This window comes from Agrobacterium sp. DKPNP3 (genome assembly GCF_052686535.1).
The window spans coordinates 1-18424 of the sequence record NZ_JBQYSN010000006.1 but is presented as its reverse complement, the minus strand read 5'-3'; the positions used below and the strand labels follow the sequence as shown (position 1 = coordinate 18424).

The window sequence follows — 18424 nt, the reverse complement described above, 5'->3', positions numbered from 1 at the left end:
CAGCAGACATCATACATGATGCATTAAATCAAGTTTTATTTCAGCAAATCCGAGGCTGATTTCATCACCAAGAGTTGAAAATCGAGCCCAGATAAACATGCGAAAGGGCTTATTCAACTTTAAGTAAAAATCAGCACGCCTTTGGGATCAATGCCCACGCGGACGGCTTTCGTCCTGGGCGACGTCCGCTGCATCGTCCTCATCCGAAGGGCAGATGACAGGCCTGGAACGGCGATGCCCAGTTGCTCGATCTCGCCGAGGAAGACACGGCTCGATATTTCGCCGGCGATCCCGTCTTTACCCGTCTCGTCTTCGATGATCGAAATCGCGTTCGGGCGCACATAGGCAATCGCAGCAAGACCGTCAGGCAGATTGGAGGCATCACCCAGCAGACCGAGTGGCGTCTCAACACGGCCTTGTCTCACCCGCCCCTCAATCTTGTTGAAGGCGCAGAAGAAATCCGCTGCGTAGCGGGTTCTTGGATTGTCATGGATTTCATAACCCGTGCCACTCTGGACAACACGACCGCGCTGCATCAGCACGACGCGATCACCGGCCGAAAGCGCCTCCTCCGGATCGTGGGTGACCATGATTGCGGTCGTGCCCAGTTTCCGCAGAAGGCCCAGCGTTTCCTCACGGACACTGTCGCGCAACCCCCTGTCGAGATTGGAAAAGGGCTCGTCCATCAACAACAGGCCGGGCCGCGGGGCGAGCGCGCGGGCGAGTGCCACACGCTGCTGCTCCCCACCGGAGAGCGTATGCGGATACCGTTTCGCCAAATCCTGGAGATGGACATGCTCGATCATTTCGACCGTGCGCGCCCGTGCCTCGGCCTTGGGCAGCGATCGCAGACCGAACATGACGTTCTGCTCGACGGTAAGGTGCGGGAACAGCGCGTAATCCTGAAATACAAAACCGATATTGCGCTTTTCCGGCTCAACGAAAACGCCGGGGCCAGCAACGACAGCGCCGTTCAGCGATACACTGCCCTGATCGGGCGTCTCAACACCCGCCACGATACGCAGCAGGGTCGATTTTCCGCAACCGGAGCGGCCCACAAGGCAAATGATCTCACCACTTTCGACGAAGAAATCAATATCCGACAATACCTCCGTATCGCCAAATCTTTTGCCCACCGATTTCAGTTCGAGCGCTGCGCTGCCTGCCATTTCCAATCCTGCCTTGCTCTGCGTTTTTTGTTGATCGCTCAAATCAGGATTAAAGTCAAAGAGTGCTGACGATCAGCCCGCTTCACGAGTTGGGGAGATGTGCGGCAGCAATATTGACGTTTACGTTAGAGTTAAATAGGTTTCGTGATGTGATGGACGTCAAGATATTAGGAGTCTATCATTTGCTGCCGGAGAGCGAGAGGAGCGGTCTATCCGGTGGCGCGACATGAAGCGTCCGCGATCCCGCTTAAAACCGGTTGTTGCGGCGCCTCGTGAGTAAAGGCGGCGGAAACGCGAAACAATGCATTCTCGGGAATGCCCGCGAGACACAGACTCTGGGAGAGCAGCATGAGTGAATTGTCCCTGGGACAGACGGTAAATGCCGGCATCGAAAAGCGCTGGCTCGCGTCTTATCCGCCCGGCGTGCCTGCCGAAATTCCCGCATCGCCGAACGCTTCCCTCGTCCAGCTTCTTGAAAAGAGCTGCGCCCAGTTCGCTGATCGCAAAGCCTTCAGCAGCATGGGCAAATCACTGACCTACCGTGAGCTGGAAACGCAGACCCGCGCCGTGGCGGCCTGGCTGCAATCGCGTGGTCTGGAAAAAGGCGACCGCGTTGCGGTGATGATGCCAAACATCCTGCAGAACCCCGTTGCGGTCTATGGCATCCTGCGGGCGGGCATGATCGTGGTGAACGTCAATCCGCTCTATACCCCCCGCGAGCTGGAGCACCAGCTGAAGGATTCAGGCGCGAAGGCCCTCTTCGTGCTTGAGAATTTTGCCCATGTGGCGCAACAGGCCGTGCCGAAAACCGCAGTAAGGCATGTGGTCGTTGCAGCGATGGGCGATCTGCTTGGCTTCAAGGGCCACATCGTCAATCTCGTAGTCCGCAAGGTGAAAAAACTGGTTCCCGCCTATGCCATTCCCGGCTGCGTGACCTTCAAGGACATGCTGAAGGATGGCCATGGACATTCGCTGAAGCCGGTCAGTCTGACAGCGCAGGACATCGCCTTCCTGCAATATACCGGCGGCACAACGGGTGTATCCAAAGGCGCAGTCCTGACACACGCCAATCTTCTCGCCAACAAGGCGCAGATCAGCCTCTGGCTGGACGCCGCCTTCAACGGCCGCAAGGATCGTCCCGAAGTTCTCAACTTCATCTGCGCGCTGCCGCTCTGCCACATCTTTGCGCTGACGGTGAACTCGCTGATGGGCATTGCGCTTGGCGGCCATAATCTGCTGATCGCCAATCCGCGCGATATTCCCGGCTTCGTGAAAGAATTGTCGCATTATCAACCGCATATCTTCCCGGGCATCAACACGCTTTTCAACGCGCTCATGAACAATGAGGATTTCCGCAAGCTAGACCTGTCGTCACTGATTCTGGTTCTCGGTGGCGGAATGGCAGTGCAAAGACCGGTTGCCGAACGCTGGCTTTCCGTTGTGGGCTGCCCGATCGCCGAGGGTTACGGGCTCTCGGAAACCTCACCCGTTGCCACCGTCAACCGACTGGACACAACGGAGTTCAGCGGCACAATCGGCTTGCCTATCTCCTCCACCGAGATCGATATTCGCGACGAGGATGGCAATAGCCTGCCAGCGGGCGACGTTGGCGAGATTTGCATCCGCGGACCGCAGGTCATGGCTGGCTATTGGCAGCGCCCGGACGAAACCGCAAAAGCGATGACGCCGGATGGCTTCTTCCGCTCCGGCGACATGGGGTTTATGGACGAGCGCGGTTACACCAAGATCGTTGATCGCAAGAAGGACATGATCCTGGTCTCGGGCTTCAACGTTTATCCGAATGAGGTGGAAGAAGTGGCCGCTGGCCATCCGGGCGTGCTGGAATGCGCGGCGATCGGCGTTCCGGATGAGCATTCCGGTGAAACCGTCAAGCTCTTCGTCGTCAAGAAGGACCAGTCGCTGACGGAGGCAGAGCTCAAGGCTTACTGCGCCAAGAACCTGACGAATTACAAACGGCCGAAAATCATCGAGTTCCGCACCGAGCTGCCGAAATCGAATGTCGGCAAGATTTTGCGGCGCGAATTGCGCAATCTGAATTAAGCCTACGGAGCCGGGAAGCCGGCTCCTTTCTTTTGTGCAGGCGCCTTTCTTTGTCGAAGTCGCCTTGATTTGGCCGCTTGAAAAAGAATAGTTTCCTCATCCTTCCACGGAAGCCGAGGAGCATAAGATGCAGGCCACCATCGAAAAATTGAAAGCAACGGCGAGCAGCACAGCCGCAACCGATCTGCGCGCCGCTTTTGCGGCCGACGACAAGAGATTCAGCCGTTTCAGCGTTAGATTCGATGACCTGCTGATGGACTACTCCAAGTGCGCCGTTAACGAGGAGATCGTCGCGCTTCTCGAGCAGCTTGCCAGTGAGGGCGGTGTCGAGGCCAAACGCGAGGAGATGTTCTCCGGCAAGGCCATCAACTTCACCGAAGACCGCGCCGTGCTGCATACGGCGCTACGCAATCGCTCCAACACGCCCGTTTTCGTTGACGGCAAGGACGTGATGCCCGATGTGAACGCCGTGCTGGCGGCCATGGGCAAGTTTGCCGACGCGATCCGTTCCGGTTCACTCAAAGGCGCGACGGGCAAAAAAATCACAGACGTCATCAATATCGGCATTGGCGGTTCCGATCTCGGCCCGGTCATGGCGACGCTGGCGCTTGCGCCTTTCCATGACGGCCCGCGCGCGCATTTCGTTTCGAATATCGATGGAGCGCATATTGCCGATACGCTGAAGCTTATCGACCCGGAAACCTCGCTCTTCATCGTGGCGTCGAAGACCTTCACCACCATCGAAACGATGACGAATGCCGCCACCGCGCGCCGTTTCATCGCCGAAAAGCTGGGTGAAGATGCCGTCAAGCATCACTTCGCCGCCGTCTCCACCGCGCTGGACAAGGTTGCTGCCTTCGGTATCGAAAGCGACCGCATCTTCGGTTTCTGGGACTGGGTGGGCGGACGTTATTCGATCTGGTCGGCAATCGGCTTGCCGCTGATGATCGCCATCGGGCCGGACAATTTCGGCAAGTTCCTGGATGGCGCCCACGCCATGGATCGCCACTTCCAAGAGGCGCCGATCCGCGAAAACCTGCCGATGCTGCTCGGTCTCATCGGCTTTTATAACCGTAACGTGCTGGACTATCCGACGCGCGCGATCCTGCCCTATGACCAGCGCCTATCCCGCTTCCCGGCCTATCTCCAGCAGCTGGACATGGAATCCAATGGCAAGGGCGTTACCATTGACGGCACACCAGTGGCAGGCCAGTCCGGCCCGGTGGTCTGGGGCGAACCCGGCACGAATGGTCAGCACGCTTTCTACCAGCTGATCCACCAGGGTACGAGCGTCATTCCGGCGGAATTCATGATCGCCGCGAATGGTTTTGAGCCGGCGTTGCGCCACCAGCACCAGCTTCTCATCGCCAATTGCCTCGCGCAGTCGGAAGCGCTGATGAAGGGTCGCACGCTTGCCGAGGCAAAGGCGCAGCTCACCTCCAAGGGCATGGAAGACAGCCAAGCCGATTTCATCGCGCCGCACCGTGTCTTCACCGGCAATCGCCCCTCCATCACCTTCGTTTACGACAAGCTGACGCCTTTTGCGCTTGGCCGCCTCATCGCGCTCTATGAACACCGAGTCTTCGTTGAAGGCGTACTGTTCCGCATCAACTCCTTCGACCAATGGGGCGTGGAGCTTGGCAAGGAACTGGCAACCGGCCTGCTTCCAGTGGTCGAAGGCAAGGAAAGTGCTGCCGGCCATGACAGCTCGACGCAGGGGCTGGTGAAGGCGCTGGCAGGACTTGCCAGCTGAGAGTCGTTACGACCGCGATCTAAAAAGCCGGGGACGTCACCGGCTTTTTTTAATGCCGTCGCTCAAATATAAAGCTTCGCCATCCTGCGCCACGCGCTCGCCCGATGGGCGCGGCCTTCCCAGACATGCATCTGATGTCCCACCTGTTTGTCCGAAAGCAGTCGGCTCAGATGTTGGTTGTTATCCAGAAACTGGTCGGCATCGCCGATGGTGAAGACCATGTCGATGCGGCGCAGTTGTTCCAGCCGCCACGGGCAGTTTAGCCCGGGAAGAAAGTGGCTCGGCATGTGGAAATAGACGTCGTCGTCATAATAGCCGTCGAACAGATCACCAAAGGATTCCACCCTCATCGTCAGGTCATAGCGGCCGGAAAAGGCGACGAGCTTGGTGAAGAGATGCGGGTGGCGGAAGACGAGGCTGGCGGCCTGAAAGGCACCGAGGCTGCAGCCTTGGACAATGGTGCTGCCATCAGGATTTTTCTGGGCCATCAGCGGCAGCACTTCGTTGAGAATATAGGCCTCAAGTGCGGCATGACGGCGCACACGGTCGGCGGGATGGTTATGGCCCGCGTAGAAACTTTCCCTTGCCAGACCCTCTATACAATAAAGCTGGAGGTGGCTTGCCTCCAGCTTGTCGGAAAGACTGTCAACGATACCCAATTCCTCATATTCGAAGAAGCGCCCGTCGCGGGTCGGGAACATCAGCACCTTCGCGCCGGCATGACCGAATATCAGGAGCTCCATGTCGCGATGGAGCCTGTGACTATACCAGCGGAAATATTCGCGTTTCATGACACCTTGAAAAACCGTCTGACCTTGTCCTTATGGACCGCATCTTGCGATGCGCTGTCAGGGTAATCGAAATGTCCGGCGTCGAGGATGAAGATTTCATTAAATTTCGATTCTGGCAGAGCATTGGCCACCGCGAACTGGCAGGGAGGCGCCACGGCCGGATCGAAGAGCGCGGGCGCCACCAGCATCGGCACCTTTATTCGAGTTGCGGCACAGGCGGCATCGAACAGGCGCAGGGTTTCGAGCACATCGGCATGGGTCTTCTGATGGGTCTGGACCGCATCCGCGCTGCCGACGGTAGGCAGGGTCAGCCAGAACGGCCGGTGGCCGAAGGTCGGCACGACGAGATGGCCACGGTCGATGCGCTTATCATAAGGGATCGCCAGAGCGCCTATACCACCACCAAAGCTGATGCCGCTATAGCCCACCTGCCCTTCCACCCAGGGATAGAGGCTGACGAGCGTCGACACCCCGATCCAGAGGTCATCGACACAGCCTCCGATGATATAATCGTCTTTCCGCTCGATGTTATAGAGAACGTGACGCGCCGGATCAGGTGAAATCGGCGGACAGGCACTCAGCGAAATGCCCCGAAAACAGGGAAACAGCACGGCCGTCTCTTCCACCGGCACATCGAAATCCGGCTCGCCACGCCCGCCATAACCGTGGCCCACGACCAGGCCGCGGCGGACCTGTCCTTCGCGCGGCAACAGCAGCCATCCGCCGATACGGAAACCGTCGGTGGAGGTGTAGGTCAGATCGAGGACCTGCCAACGGCGATCGCTCAGCTTGCTCCGTCGCAGGACCGGGCGCGGATCAGTTGCGAGCGCGCGGCGGTAGCGCTTCTCCCAAAAGTCATCGAAACCGGGTGGCGCTTCAGGGGGCGTGATGGCGAGCAACCGCTCGCGCTGCATGCCATAGGTCGGGTCGAAATCGAAAGGGTGGGTCTTCGGTACACTCATACGACGCTTGTTTCGCGAAAAAACCGCTGAGACAAGCGCGATAATGCTGCGAAAGCGGCTTTTTACGGCTTTAACGCCGGGTAGAGTGTTGAATCACCTTGTCAAAATGGCTCAACCACGCCGGTTAGAGACCAATTTCATGCGCAAAGGGCGGATTTGCCCCGGCCCGCGAAACGGTGACTGCCGCCGCCTTTGCACCGAGCGCAAGCGCCTTTCTGATCTGTTCTTCCGTCAGTGACGCCACCTGCGCCTTGGTGAGAAGCCCCTGCATTTTCAGCGAAGCCAGAATGCCGGCGTCAAATGTGTCACCCGCGCCAACGGTGTCCACGACCTCGACGCGTTCAGAGGCGACTTCGACCTTCAGACCCGAGGTGTAGCCCACGGCACCCTTGGCGCCACGGGTAACGACGACCAGTTTCGCACCATGGTGCAGCCAATGGCGGGCAAGCGTATCCTCATCGCCTTCCAGACCGAACCAGGCGAGGTCCTCATCCGAGAATTTGACGATATCCGACATGGCCGCCATGCGGCGGATGCGGGCCATGTGGGACTGCTTGTCCTTGATGAAGCCGGGACGAATATTCGGATCGAGCGAGATGACGCGGCTTTCGTGCTCGCGCGTCATCAGCGCTTCATAGGTGCTTCCGCAGGGTTCTGGAATGAGGCTGATGGCGCCGAAATGCAGCGCTTCGCAATCGGCACCCAGTGCCGGAAGCTCGGCATCGGTGATCATCCGGCCAGCGGTGTTCTCGTCATAGAAGGCATAGGTCGCATGTCCATCCACCAGCTTCACGAAGGCGATGGTGGTGGGGCGCGAAAGAGTGGCGCAATAGCTGAAATCCACCTTGCTGGCACGCAGGGTTTCACGCAGGATATCGCCCATCATGTCGTCGGAAAGACCAGTGAAAAAGGCGGAGGGAACGCCGAGACGTCCCAGCGCAATGGCCGTGTTGAAGACCGCACCGCCTGCATAGGGGGCAAAACCCGCCTCTCCCAGCGTCGTCTGCCGGGGCAGCATGTCGATCAGGGCTTCACCACAACACAGGATCATTACGGTCCTCCTCAAAACAGCAAATCAAATGGACTTAAATCGATTTAGACGAAGATGGATCGGAAGGCCAGCCACAAGCTGGCCGCCCGCATCCGAAATTAAGATTGCGGCAATTCGCTGACGCCGCCGTGCTTTGCCGACCATGGCAAGGGGTTATCGAGGAAGGCTTCGACCTCCGACAGGGTCTTTTCGTCGAACAGTTTTTCGGTGCGGGCGACCGCCAGAACATCGCGCCAGGTGGTCAGGTAATGCAGCTTGACATTGCCATTGGCGAAGCGCGCTTCGGCCTCTTCGAAGATGCCGTAATAAAAGAGCGCGATACCGTGATCCACAATGCCGCCCGCCGCACGGATGGCGTCGATGAAGGTGAACATCGAGCCGCCCGCCGTCGTCAGATCCTCGATGACCAGAACGCGAGCGCCTTCCGGCATATGGCCTTCGATCTGAGCGTTGCGGCCATGGCCTTTCGGCTTCTTGCGGCAATAGATCATCGGCAGGCCGAGGCGCTCGGCAAGGAAAGCGGCAAAGGGAATGCCCGCCGTTTCACCGCCGGCGACACAGTCGAATTTCTCGAAACCGGCCTCCCGCATGACAGCCGCCGCGGCGAAATCCATCGCCGCCGAGCGGATGCGCGGGAAGGAGATGAGCTTGCGCATGTCGATGTACACTGGGCTCTTCATGCCCGACGCGAAGGTATAGGGGCTTTCTGAATTAAAATGGACCGCCTTGATTTCCCACAACATCTTCGCAACCAGTTCCGCGACGACGGTGCGGTCGGTGAATGTGAAATGGTTCATAGGCGTTCTCCTTTTAGGCCCTGGTTTCTCGCTCCGAAAGCCCGGTTGGGCGCTCGGGAAATTACGCATCATTGTTCGGCATGTCGTCGCCCGCCGAGGTGCCGGCAGACCATAACAAAACCGCCGGCAGTGCCGGCGGTCATAAAATCAGTTCACGTCCCAGTGAAGCGGGAACATCGGGTCGAATACGGTCACCGGCCCGGCGCCCGTTTCGATCTTGGCCGGGAATGACACTGGCTCGTCACGCTTGACCAGCGTGATCGTCTCCTCATTCGGCGTGAGCCCATACCAGGCGGGACCATTCAGCGAGGCGAAGGCCTCCAGCTTGTCGAGGGCGTTTTCGTCCTCAAAGACATGGGCAAGGCAGCTCATCGTATTGATGGACGTGTAGATGCCGGCGCAGCCGCAGGCGCATTCCTTCAGCGGATCCACATGCGGGGCGGAATCCGTACCGAGGAAGAAGCGCGCGTCACCCGATGTCGCGGCAGCCCGCAGCGCCAGCCTGTGCTCCTCGCGCTTGGCGACGGGCAGGCAGTAATAATGTGGCTTGATGCCGCCAACCAGAATGGCGTTGCGGTTGATGATGAGATGATGGGTGGTGATGGAGCCGGCCAGATTGGCCTTGGAAGACTTGATATAGTCGACGCCATCTAGGGTGGTGATGTGCTCCATCGTCACCTTCAGTTCCGGTAGGCGCTGGCGCAGCGGCTCCAGAACCGTCTCGATGAAGACCTTCTCGCGGTCGAAAATATCGACTTCCGGCGTTGTCACTTCGCCATGCACGCAGAGCGGCAGACCGATCTTCGCCATGCGCTCCAGCACCGGCATCGCCTTGTTGAAATCGCGGACACCGCCGTGGGAATTGGTTGTGGCACCGGCGGGGTAGAGCTTCACGGCAGTGATGAGGCCGCTTTTTTTGCCCTCTTCCACGTCGTCGGCGTCGGTATCCTCTGTCAGATAGAGGGTCATCAGGGGCTCGAAGCGATCGCCCGCCGGGATCGCCTTGACGATGCGCTCGCGATAGGCGCGGGCATCGGCTGTGGTGACAACGGGTGGCACCAGGTTCGGCATGATGATGGCGCGTGCGAAATGGCGGCTCGTATCCCCGATCACCCCTTCCAGCATGGCGCCATCACGAAGATGCAGATGCCAGTCATCAGGGCGGCGCAGGGTGAGCGACTTCATCGGGATACCTCGGAGCATGATGGAATTGCGCCCGCTTAGCATCTTTTGTCGCGGGAAAACAGCCGCCAGAGACCTTCGGGCAGCTGTAAATGTCATTTTTTTGGAAAGCGCTTCAGATGTTGCCCGCTTCCGGACCCCAGACATCGGTCATGGCGAAACCATCGGCCAACGGGTCGAAGGGATCGAGGCCGACCTGATGCAGACCGAAGGTAAAGCCGCGCCCGGCAATGGTGGGAATGACGGCTGGACGGCCGGCCACTTCGGTCACGGCGGAAAGGCCGACATCGAATTCCGAACCGATGATAGAGCGGGATTTATACTCGTCTCCCACCTTCACCTTGCCGCGCGCATATAGCGTGGCGAGATTGGCGGAATTGCCGGTGCCGCAGGGCGAACGATCCGCCCGGCCCGGCCACATGGTGGTGCAGGTGCGGATGGAGCCATCCGCATCCACATCACGGAACATCACATAGGCAACGCCTGATATGGCCGGGATTTCCGGATGCACAACGGTCATTTCGCGGTTCACCAGGTCTTTCAGGATCATGCCCGCCGAGACCAGCTTCGCGGCATTGCTCTTTTCGATGGTGCGGCCAATCTGGCGGACATCGACCAGCGCATAAAAAATGCCACCGTAGGAAATATCCATCGTCACCCTGCCCCATTCGGGCGTGTCGATGCTGACATCGAGCTCATGCACGAAGGACGGCACCATGGTCAGCTTGACCTTTTCGCAACGACCGTCGCGGCAGGTGGCCGTTGCTTTGACGAGACCAGCGGCCGTTTCGAGAATGATAACAGTTTCCGGCTCCTGCATCTCCACCATGCCGCTTTCCAGAAGCGCCGTCGTCGCGCAAATGGAATTCGAACCCGAACTGGCATGCGCCTGATCCGGCTGGAGGATAACGAAGGCGGCGTGCGCCTCCGGATGCTTCGGCGGCAGGAGAAGATTGACTGATCCCATCGGCGTGCCACGCGGCTCCAGCGTCAGGAAGCGGCGCAAGGCTTCCCCTTGCGGATCGGTGTTCATCCAATGCAATTGCTCGGCCACCGTGTTGCCGGGAATTTTCGGCGCGCCGCCGGTGACGACACGGCCGATTTCGCCTTCGCAATGGACATCGAGAAGCTGGAGGGTGCGTTTCCAACGCATGGGGGTCTACTCCGGAAGTGGGGTTGTTAGCCCAACCATACAGATAAAAATACAAGCTGTATACAAATCCGCGGAGGCGCGATGACAAAAACGCCTGACGTTCTCGCCACGCTCTGGCCGCAACGGGGCTTTAGCGACTCCGGCACTCCGCCCGGTTTCGATTGGCGGCAGCATCGCAGTTGACCCTGGAAGACTGAAGCGCCTGATCGTCCACCACGGAACCGGCCGTATCACCCACCGATCCGACGGTGTTTTCGACGGATCGGCCAAGCCGCTCCACCTGCCTGCCATAATTCTCCCGCGTGCGCGGATCGAAGACCGCAATCGGCGCGCTGACCACCACGCTGGCTGCCGTTCCGACGGTTTGCGCGGCACCGATGCTGACCGCGCCCAGCGCTTCTCCCAGCCCGACATCCGAATCCGTCACCGTCTGGCCGGCGATAAGACGGTCGCCGATCAGGCGGACGACCTCGGGGCTCTCAGCAAACTTGCCGTGGTTCAGGCGATCACCGGATTGCAGCTTGGTGAGATCGAGAACCGTGATGCCGGCCTTTTCCAGCTGGCTGCGATAGGGCTCGACGGAGGGATCGATCTGACCGAGGCGATCGACATTGCCGGAAATGCGGCGCGACAGGCTGAGCGCGCGATCATCCTGCGAGACGAAGAGCGTGAATTTCGGCGGCATCTTGCCGAGGCTGGTGAATTGCCGACTGAAGACGTCCACATCGAGATCCGGCGCCGCCAGAATGACGTTGCTGATCTTGGGATCGACGCGGCCGTTGCGGATGACCATCTGGCGCAGTGCCTCCACCGCAAGCCAGGTGCCCATGGAATGGGCCATGACGGTGACTTCGCGAATGGATTTGTCTTTCGCCAACCGCGTCAGCATCTCCTCCAGCGAATCGCGGGAATAGTTGGTGCTTTCCTTATCGTAATTATAGTCGAAGATGCTCGCGCGCGACGGCCAGGTAAACACGACAGGCACGACATCCGTGCCGGAATCATGGACGATCTGGGCGAAACGATAGACGGATTCTTCGTAACGATTGTTGAAACCATGCACGAAGACCAGCACCCGGCGGTCCTTGGCGATATGCTTACTGATCCAGCTTCTGGTTTCGGCTTCGGAGCGGATCGGCTCAATCGCAACCGTGGTAAAATCCTTCAGCGGATTGGGTGGCAGTTTTTTCGGCCATTGCACTTGACCGACCTTGCGGTTGGCGGCAGGCGGAATGGAGACCGTGACCGCATCGACCTTCAGCCCCGTTCCCCGCTCGCCGCCGAAAAGAACCGCGGGATTTTCGGAAGGCGCGCGCGTTGTCGCAACGAGGAGATTGACCGGCGTCGTGCCAGCCACAGTTTGTCCCGTTGGCGTCATCACGCCGATCGGCCGCCCGCCGCAACCGGCAAGCAGGGCGACAATCGCGATCATGGCGACGAAGCGAAGGGGCATCACATCACTCTCCTGCAACCCTGAGGCAGCTCGATAGCGGCTGGGTGGAGAGGATTTTCTACCGGAGGCGGAACAGTCGCGCCAGCAACCTAAGTGGAGTAGCGGGCACTTTCCCCATCGGTGTGTCCAAACGGACCCAATTGCCGGTCGAAAGAACGGTAAGTGGACACCCTGCTTCAACGCCTATTGCTGAGGTCGCATCGTGCCCTTTTCCCGCAGCGCCTCATGCCACGACAGCGCCTCTTCGATGAGATGCGGCGTGTGCCCGCCCCGCGCTGTCGCCCGGTGATAATAGTCAGCCAGCGCATCGCGATAATCCGGATGGACGCAATTGGCGATGATGACAGCGGCGCGCTCGCGGGGGGCGAGACCGCGCAGGTCTGCGAGGCCCGTTTCGGTGACGAGAATATCGACATCATGTTCGGTGTGATCGACATGGCTGACCATCGGCACCACGCTTGAGATCGCGCCACCCTTGGCGATCGACTTGGTAACAAAAATGGACATATAGGCATTACGGGCAAAATCGCCGGAACCGCCAATGCCGTTCATCATATGGGTTCCGCCGACATGGGTGGAATTGACGTTCCCGAAAATATCGAATTCCAGGGCTGTGTTGATGCCGATGATGCCGAGACGGCGGATGACTTCCGGGTGATTGCTCACCTCCTGCGGGCGCAGGATCAACCTGCTCTTGTAGTCTGCAAGACGCGGCATGACCTTTTCGTTCATGGCGGAAGAGAGCGTAATTGACGAACCGGAGGCGAAGGTGAGCTTGCCCGCATCGAACAGTTCGAAGGTCGAATCCTGAAGAACCTCCGAATACATTTTCAGATCATGAAACGGCGTATCGATGAAGCCATGCATAACGGCATTGGCGATGGTGCCGATGCCTGCCTGCAACGGCTGGAGTTCGTGGGTCATGCGGCCGTGACGGACCTCGTTCAGCAGGAACTCCGTGAGATGCCCGGCAATCGCCTTTGTCTCGTCATCAGGCGGCAGCACCGTCGAAAAACTGTCGCTCTTGTCGCTCAGCACGATGGCGGCGATCTTTTCCGGCGGCACCGGAATAAAGGGCAGGCCGACACGGCTATCCGTCGCGACCACGGGAATGGGCATACGGGTCGGGCGTTTGGCGGGAATGAAAATGTCATGTAACCCTTCGAGCACCTCGGGCTGGGACAGGTTGATCTCGACAATGACCTTATCGGCCAGGATCGCGAAGCTTGCGGAATTGCCGACGGAGGTAGTGGGCACGATGCCGCCGTCTGCCGTAATCGCAACTGCTTCAACGATGGCGATATCGACGCCGTGGATCTGGCCGCCGCGCAATTGCTCCACCGTTTCGGAAAGATGCTGATCGATGAACATCACCCTGCCGTCATTGATCGCCTTGCGCAGAGCCGGATCGGACTGGAACGGCATGCGGCGCGCCAGCATGCCGGCCTCGACCATGGTCTTGTCGAGATCGTTGCCGAGGGAGGCGCCGGTCATCAGGGTAATTTTCATGGGGTTGGTCTTGGCGCGCTCGGCCAGCGCCAGCGGCACGGCCTTGGCTTCACCGGCGCGCGTAAAACCGCTCATGCCCACCGTCATGCCATCCTGAATGAGACTGGCGGCCTCTTCGGCACTGACGATCCTGCTCAAGAGGGACGCGTTGCGGATACGCTTTTCAAGCATGCACTTCTCCATGACCTGTCATCACGATGGCACGGCATTTGGTCGACCATCTCGCGACGACTATGGCGTGCAGTTTCACCGATGAAACTGACATAGATCAAGAGTTTGAACGGAACTATGGCTTTGGCGCAGCAAATCCCGTTCAACAGATCGGAAGTGGTGCATCGGCGCGACAGGCCGTGGGGTCTTCAGACGATCGCAGCCGCCCGGTTGCACAGCACTTCCGCCAGACCTCTGCCTCGCGGGCAAGCGACGAGGCGAAGGCGCCTCATCGCAGTCCGAAGAATCACCGCTGGTCAGGGGCCTTCGCAAACGGGTGCCTGGCCCAGAACGGCCTGCCCAACTTCCGCGTCATAGGCACGCAGGCCGAATGCACCAAGGCTTATGACCCGGTAACAGGGATTGCCACCCGTCCATAGAGGATCGACGACATCGATATCGGTGATGAAGCGATGCGCGCAGGCCTGGCCGGAGCTGTAGGCGATACCTTCGGCGGTCGTACCTGCCATCGGCACATGGATATGGCCAAAAATGATATGACGTATACCGGCCGGATGAGCGGTGAGACGGCGCATGACAGCACCGTCATCATGCATGCCGATATGTTCGAAATGGCGGATGCCGCAATCCATCGGAGGATGATGAACGAACACCGTTACCGGCAGATCGCCAGCGCTTTCCAGCGCACTCTCCAGCCATGCCAGACGATCCGCACCATACATACCGCCGATCACATCGGCCTCATGGCTGTCGAGAAACAGCAGCCGGCCGAATTCGGTATCGATGAAGGACTGGATATAGCCGTTATCGTCACGCGGCTGTTCCGGAAAGGCGGCGACGAATTCCGGGCGGCGATCATGATTGCCGAGCATCAACCGTGTGGGAATGGAGACGGGCGCAAGGATATCACGCAGCAGCTCATAGGCTTCCGGCTCGCCGTAATTGCAAAGATCCCCCGTCATGACAAGAAGATCGGCATCGGCTTGTTTTTCAACGATATCGGCGATTGCCGCGCGCAGCTGCTTTTCCGGGTCCACGCCGTTTATCGCGATGCCGGGCGGCAGAAGATGGGTATCGGTGATCTGGATGATCTTCATAAGAGGTCTTTCTGCGCAAAATGGCTGCGGGAACGGATTTCCCCGCAGCGTCTTTCATGGCTCTGCTTATTTCAGCAGGGCGTTGGTCTGCTCGACAATCTGCTTGAGACCCGCTTCCGGCGTTACTTCACCGCGCATGACAGTGCCGATGATGTCACGCTGGGTGCGCCAGATGCGGACGGAATCGCCGCCCGGATAACCGGCCCAGGGGAGCGAACGGTCAGCCTGAAGCGAAGCGGTCTTCACATTCGGGTTCTCGACATAATAAGGCGCGAGGAAGTCCGGGCCGGTGGCCAGCTTGTTGGTCGGCAGGTAACCGGTGATGCGAACGATGGTGTTCTGCGCTTCCGGACCGGTGATCCACTTCAGGTATTTCCAGGCAGCATCCTGCTTGGCCTTTTCCTGCGTCAGGATGACGGCAGAGTTGCCGCCGGTCGGCACGCCGCCCTTCTCCTTGTTGTCGAGCGGGAAGGTCGCCGTCTTCAGTTTGAAGCGATCGCCAACCAGGCCCTGGATCGTCTGAACGTGAGCGGGCGTGGAGAAGATGAAGCCGGTGAGGCCTGCACCGAACTGCTGGCGCGACTGATCCCAGTCGAGCAGGTTCTGGCCACCTTCGGTGACGAACTGGCGGGTCATCTTCAGGGCGTTGAGGCCGATCTCGTTGTCGAAGGCAACGGTCTTGGTCTTCTCGTCAACGAGCTTGCCGCCCTGTTCGACAATGAGCGCCTGCCACAGCCAGTCATCCGGCCAGCCGTTGATGTCGTAGCTCATGCCGGCAAATTTGGGGTCGAGAGCCTTGATCTTCTTGGCGAGAGCGATCAGCTCAGGGAAGGTCGTCGGCATCTTGTCCGGGTCGCCGCCAGCCTTGGTGACGAGGTCGGAGTTGATGTAGATGATCGGCGAGGATGCATTGACCGGCAGGCCGTACTGCTTGCCATCGATCTGACCGAGGGCGGCCATCTTGGGGCTGTAGTTCTTGTCGAGGAAAGCCTGACCGCCTTCAGCCTGAATGAACGGGCCGAGATCGGTGATCTGGTTGCGCGGGGCCAGCGTGTGCACCAGTTCCGCCGTCAGGTTGTAGCCAGAGAAGTAAACGTCGGGCAGATTGCCTGTGACGGCAGAGCGCAGAACCTGCTGCTGGCCTTCGTTATAACCGGCGGCCGGAGCGAGGAAGTTGATCTTCACGTCCGGGTTCTTCTTCATGAATTCATCGGCCAGCGGCTGATGAAACTTGGTGAAGCCCGGCAGGTTGTAAAGAACATTGAGCGTTATTTCGTTGGCCAGAACCGGTTGTCCGAGGCCAGCAAAAGCCATGCCAAGAGCCAGACCGCCCATCACAGCGCGTCGGTTGAGTTTCATGTCAGTCTCCAGAGAGGTTGGGAGGGAGAAATCTGAACGGCGTCACTTGACGCCGGTCATGGTAATACCGGCGATGAAGTGCCGCCGTGCGAGGAGGAAGCACAGCACCATCGGCGCGGTAATCAGTGTGGCGCCCGCCATCAGCGCACCGTAATTGGCGCCAGATTCGACATCGGCGAAAAGCATCATGCCAAGCGGCGGCGGGGCGAGATTGGTGTCGGAAATGACGATCATCGGCCAGTAGAGATCGTTCCAATGGGCAACGAGCGAAAAGATCGAGAAAGCCGCAAGCGACGGCAGGGACCCGCGAAGCACCAGCCCCCAGCAGATTTCCATTTCCGAAAAACCGTCCATGCGGGCAGCCTCGATGATTTCATCGGGGTAGCTGCGGAACGACTGGTTGAACAGGAAGATGGCGAAAACCGAAAGGAAGAACGGCATCATCATCGCAAAGTAGGTGTTGAGAAGCTGCGTCTTGGCCAGACCGACAAAAAGCGGCAACGCCAGCGCCTGAATTGGAACGCAGAGCGCTGCAATGACGAGGCCCAGTAGCAGCTTGCGGCCGGGGAAGCGGAGCTTTGCCAGAGCATAGGCCGCGGGAACCGAGGTCAGGATCTGCACGACGAGAATGCCGCCGCAGACGATGACGCCGTTCAGCATGAAGCGCGCCATCGGCACCTGCCCTGCCGCCCGGGCATAGTTATCGACAGCGTCGAATTTTTGCGGAACCGGCCAGAGCGAGACGTCGAATATTTCCGCAGGCGAGCGGATCGAGGTCAGCACCATCCAATAGAACGGCAGGAGCATTACGAAAGCACCGAGCGCAAGCACGAGATGCGGGAGATATTTGCGGAACGCGGCCATCAGTAATGCACCTTCCGGTCCATATGCAGCGTCTGGCCGATAGACAGGATCAGCACGATCGCGAGGAAGATGATCGTCAGCGCAGCGGCATAACCGGTGTTGGAATATTCGAAACCTTCAAGATAAAGATCGTAGAGCAGGGTCTCGGAACCGGAGCGGCCCTTGGTCAGCACGGCAACCGTTTCGAACACCTTGAAGGCAGAGATGGAGGTGGTAACGACCACAAACATGGTCGTCGGCCCCAGCATCGGCCATGTGACGGTTAAAAACCGGTCGATCGGGTTCCTGGCGCCATCCAGCCGCGCCGCCTCATGCAGATCCTTCGAAATGGCCGTGAGGCCGGCGAGGAAGAGCACCATGTTGAAGCCCAGAACCTGCCAGACGCCCATCAGCGCCATGGTCGGAATGAGGAGAACGGGGTTGGAGAGAAACGCGACCGGTTCGAAACCGAACCACTTGATTGCCGCGTTCACCGGCCCAAGCGACGGGTGCAGCAGGAACTGCCACACAGTCGCCATGGCGACGAGCGTTGCGGTGACGGGAAGGAAATAGGCCACTTCCCAGAAAGCACGGCTGCGTTTGCGGTTATAAACAAGCAAAGCCGCGCCGAGCGCGAGAAAGACGCCGAAGGGAATGACGATGAGCGCATAGATGGCGGTATTCATCAGCGCACGCAGGAAAACCGGGTCCTGAAACGCTTTGATGAAGTTGCCCAGACCGACAAAGCGGGTGGAGAGCGAACCCAGCTGGTAGTCGGTGACAGAAAAAGCGGCCAGAACGACCATCGGGACAATATAGATCGCGAGGAGCAGCAGGCTTGCGGGTGCGGCAAACATCAGGCCGCGCCAGATCATCCGCCGGTCTGCCTTTGACTGCCGCGGGCGCGCCTTCGTGCGCGCAGCCGAGGAGAAATCAACCGCCGTCATGCCGGCACCCGTTCGCGCACTATCACCTTGCGACGCAGGCCATCGGCTGCGAAAAGATGCGCACGATCCGGCGCAAAGCCGAGAGTCAAAACGCCATTGGCGTCGGCACCCAACGCCTCGCCCGCC

Annotated in this window: 15 protein-coding genes and 1 pseudogene; 2 read left to right on the top strand and 14 right to left on the bottom strand. The window is 59.2% G+C overall.

The window, feature by feature from the left end; all coding sequences use genetic code 11:
• Window positions 1-119: 119 nt before the first annotated feature.
• Window positions 120-1169: an ABC transporter ATP-binding protein gene (locus ACUTJJ_RS03000; protein WP_445541249.1), complete on the bottom strand. Its 1050-nt coding sequence runs from the start codon at window positions 1167-1169 to the stop codon at window positions 120-122.
• Window positions 1170-1517: 348 nt separating this feature from the next.
• On the opposite strand from ACUTJJ_RS03000, the gene ACUTJJ_RS02995 reads away from it, so the two are divergent.
• Window positions 1518-3230, top strand: coding sequence for a long-chain fatty acid--CoA ligase (locus ACUTJJ_RS02995; RefSeq protein WP_445541248.1), 1713 nt, complete (start codon window positions 1518-1520; stop codon window positions 3228-3230).
• A gap of 127 nt (window positions 3231-3357) precedes the next feature.
• Entirely contained in the window at window positions 3358-4983 is a 1626-nt protein-coding gene (gene pgi, locus ACUTJJ_RS02990; RefSeq protein WP_445541247.1) for a glucose-6-phosphate isomerase, read from the top strand.
• A gap of 62 nt (window positions 4984-5045) precedes the next feature.
• On the opposite strand, the gene ACUTJJ_RS02985 is transcribed toward pgi, so the two are convergent.
• From ACUTJJ_RS02985 to ACUTJJ_RS02925, 13 genes and pseudogenes are all read right to left on the bottom strand, one after another.
• The gene (locus tag ACUTJJ_RS02985; protein ID WP_445541246.1) at window positions 5046-5774 is read right to left on the bottom strand and encodes an esterase family protein; all 729 of its coding nucleotides are present in this window, start codon (window positions 5772-5774) and stop codon (window positions 5046-5048) included.
• Window positions 5771-6736 (bottom strand): acetylxylan esterase, encoded by a 966-nt coding sequence (locus ACUTJJ_RS02980; RefSeq protein WP_445541245.1) that lies wholly within the window; start codon window positions 6734-6736, stop codon window positions 5771-5773. The genes ACUTJJ_RS02985 and ACUTJJ_RS02980 overlap by 4 nt, the downstream gene beginning before the upstream one ends.
• A 124-nt stretch (window positions 6737-6860) precedes the next feature.
• Window positions 6861-7787: a carbohydrate kinase family protein gene (locus ACUTJJ_RS02975; RefSeq protein WP_445541244.1), complete on the bottom strand. Its 927-nt coding sequence runs from the start codon at window positions 7785-7787 to the stop codon at window positions 6861-6863.
• A 98-nt stretch (window positions 7788-7885) separates the two neighbouring features.
• Complete coding sequence (locus tag ACUTJJ_RS02970; RefSeq protein ID WP_063949579.1) at window positions 7886-8584, bottom strand: orotate phosphoribosyltransferase; 699 nt, start codon at window positions 8582-8584, stop codon at window positions 7886-7888.
• Between the two features lie 147 nt (window positions 8585-8731).
• Complete coding sequence (pyrC, locus tag ACUTJJ_RS02965) at window positions 8732-9769, bottom strand: dihydroorotase (RefSeq protein WP_445541243.1); 1038 nt, start codon at window positions 9767-9769, stop codon at window positions 8732-8734.
• A 112-nt stretch (window positions 9770-9881) separates the two neighbouring features.
• On the bottom strand, window positions 9882-10919 hold the full coding sequence (locus tag ACUTJJ_RS02960) for a 4-hydroxyproline epimerase (RefSeq protein ID WP_445541242.1): 1038 nt from the start codon (window positions 10917-10919) through the stop codon (window positions 9882-9884).
• Window positions 10920-11049: 130 nt separating this feature from the next.
• Window positions 11050-12372 (bottom strand): alpha/beta hydrolase, encoded by a 1323-nt coding sequence (locus ACUTJJ_RS02955; protein ID WP_445541241.1) that lies wholly within the window; start codon window positions 12370-12372, stop codon window positions 11050-11052.
• 183 nt (window positions 12373-12555) lie between these two features.
• Window positions 12556-14052 carry an acetyl-CoA hydrolase/transferase family protein gene (locus ACUTJJ_RS02950; RefSeq protein ID WP_445541240.1) on the bottom strand — a complete coding sequence of 499 codons (1497 nt, stop codon included), beginning with the start codon at window positions 14050-14052 and terminating at the stop codon, window positions 12556-12558.
• A 296-nt stretch (window positions 14053-14348) separates the two neighbouring features.
• Window positions 14349-15149, bottom strand: coding sequence for a phosphodiesterase (locus tag ACUTJJ_RS02945; RefSeq protein ID WP_445541239.1), 801 nt, complete (start codon window positions 15147-15149; stop codon window positions 14349-14351).
• A gap of 66 nt (window positions 15150-15215) precedes the next feature.
• Complete coding sequence (locus ACUTJJ_RS02940) at window positions 15216-16508, bottom strand: ABC transporter substrate-binding protein (RefSeq protein WP_445541238.1); 1293 nt, start codon at window positions 16506-16508, stop codon at window positions 15216-15218.
• 42 nt (window positions 16509-16550) lie between these two features.
• Window positions 16551-17372, bottom strand: coding sequence for a carbohydrate ABC transporter permease (locus ACUTJJ_RS02935; RefSeq protein ID WP_445541237.1), 822 nt, complete (start codon window positions 17370-17372; stop codon window positions 16551-16553).
• The gene (locus ACUTJJ_RS02930; RefSeq protein WP_445541236.1) at window positions 17372-18298 is read right to left on the bottom strand and encodes a carbohydrate ABC transporter permease; all 927 of its coding nucleotides are present in this window, start codon (window positions 18296-18298) and stop codon (window positions 17372-17374) included. The genes ACUTJJ_RS02935 and ACUTJJ_RS02930 overlap by 1 nt, the downstream gene beginning before the upstream one ends.
• Window positions 18295-18424, bottom strand: a pseudogene (locus tag ACUTJJ_RS02925) (glycerol-3-phosphate ABC transporter ATP-binding protein); the annotation flags it as partial. The pseudogene ACUTJJ_RS02925 and the gene ACUTJJ_RS02930, both read right to left, overlap by 4 nt.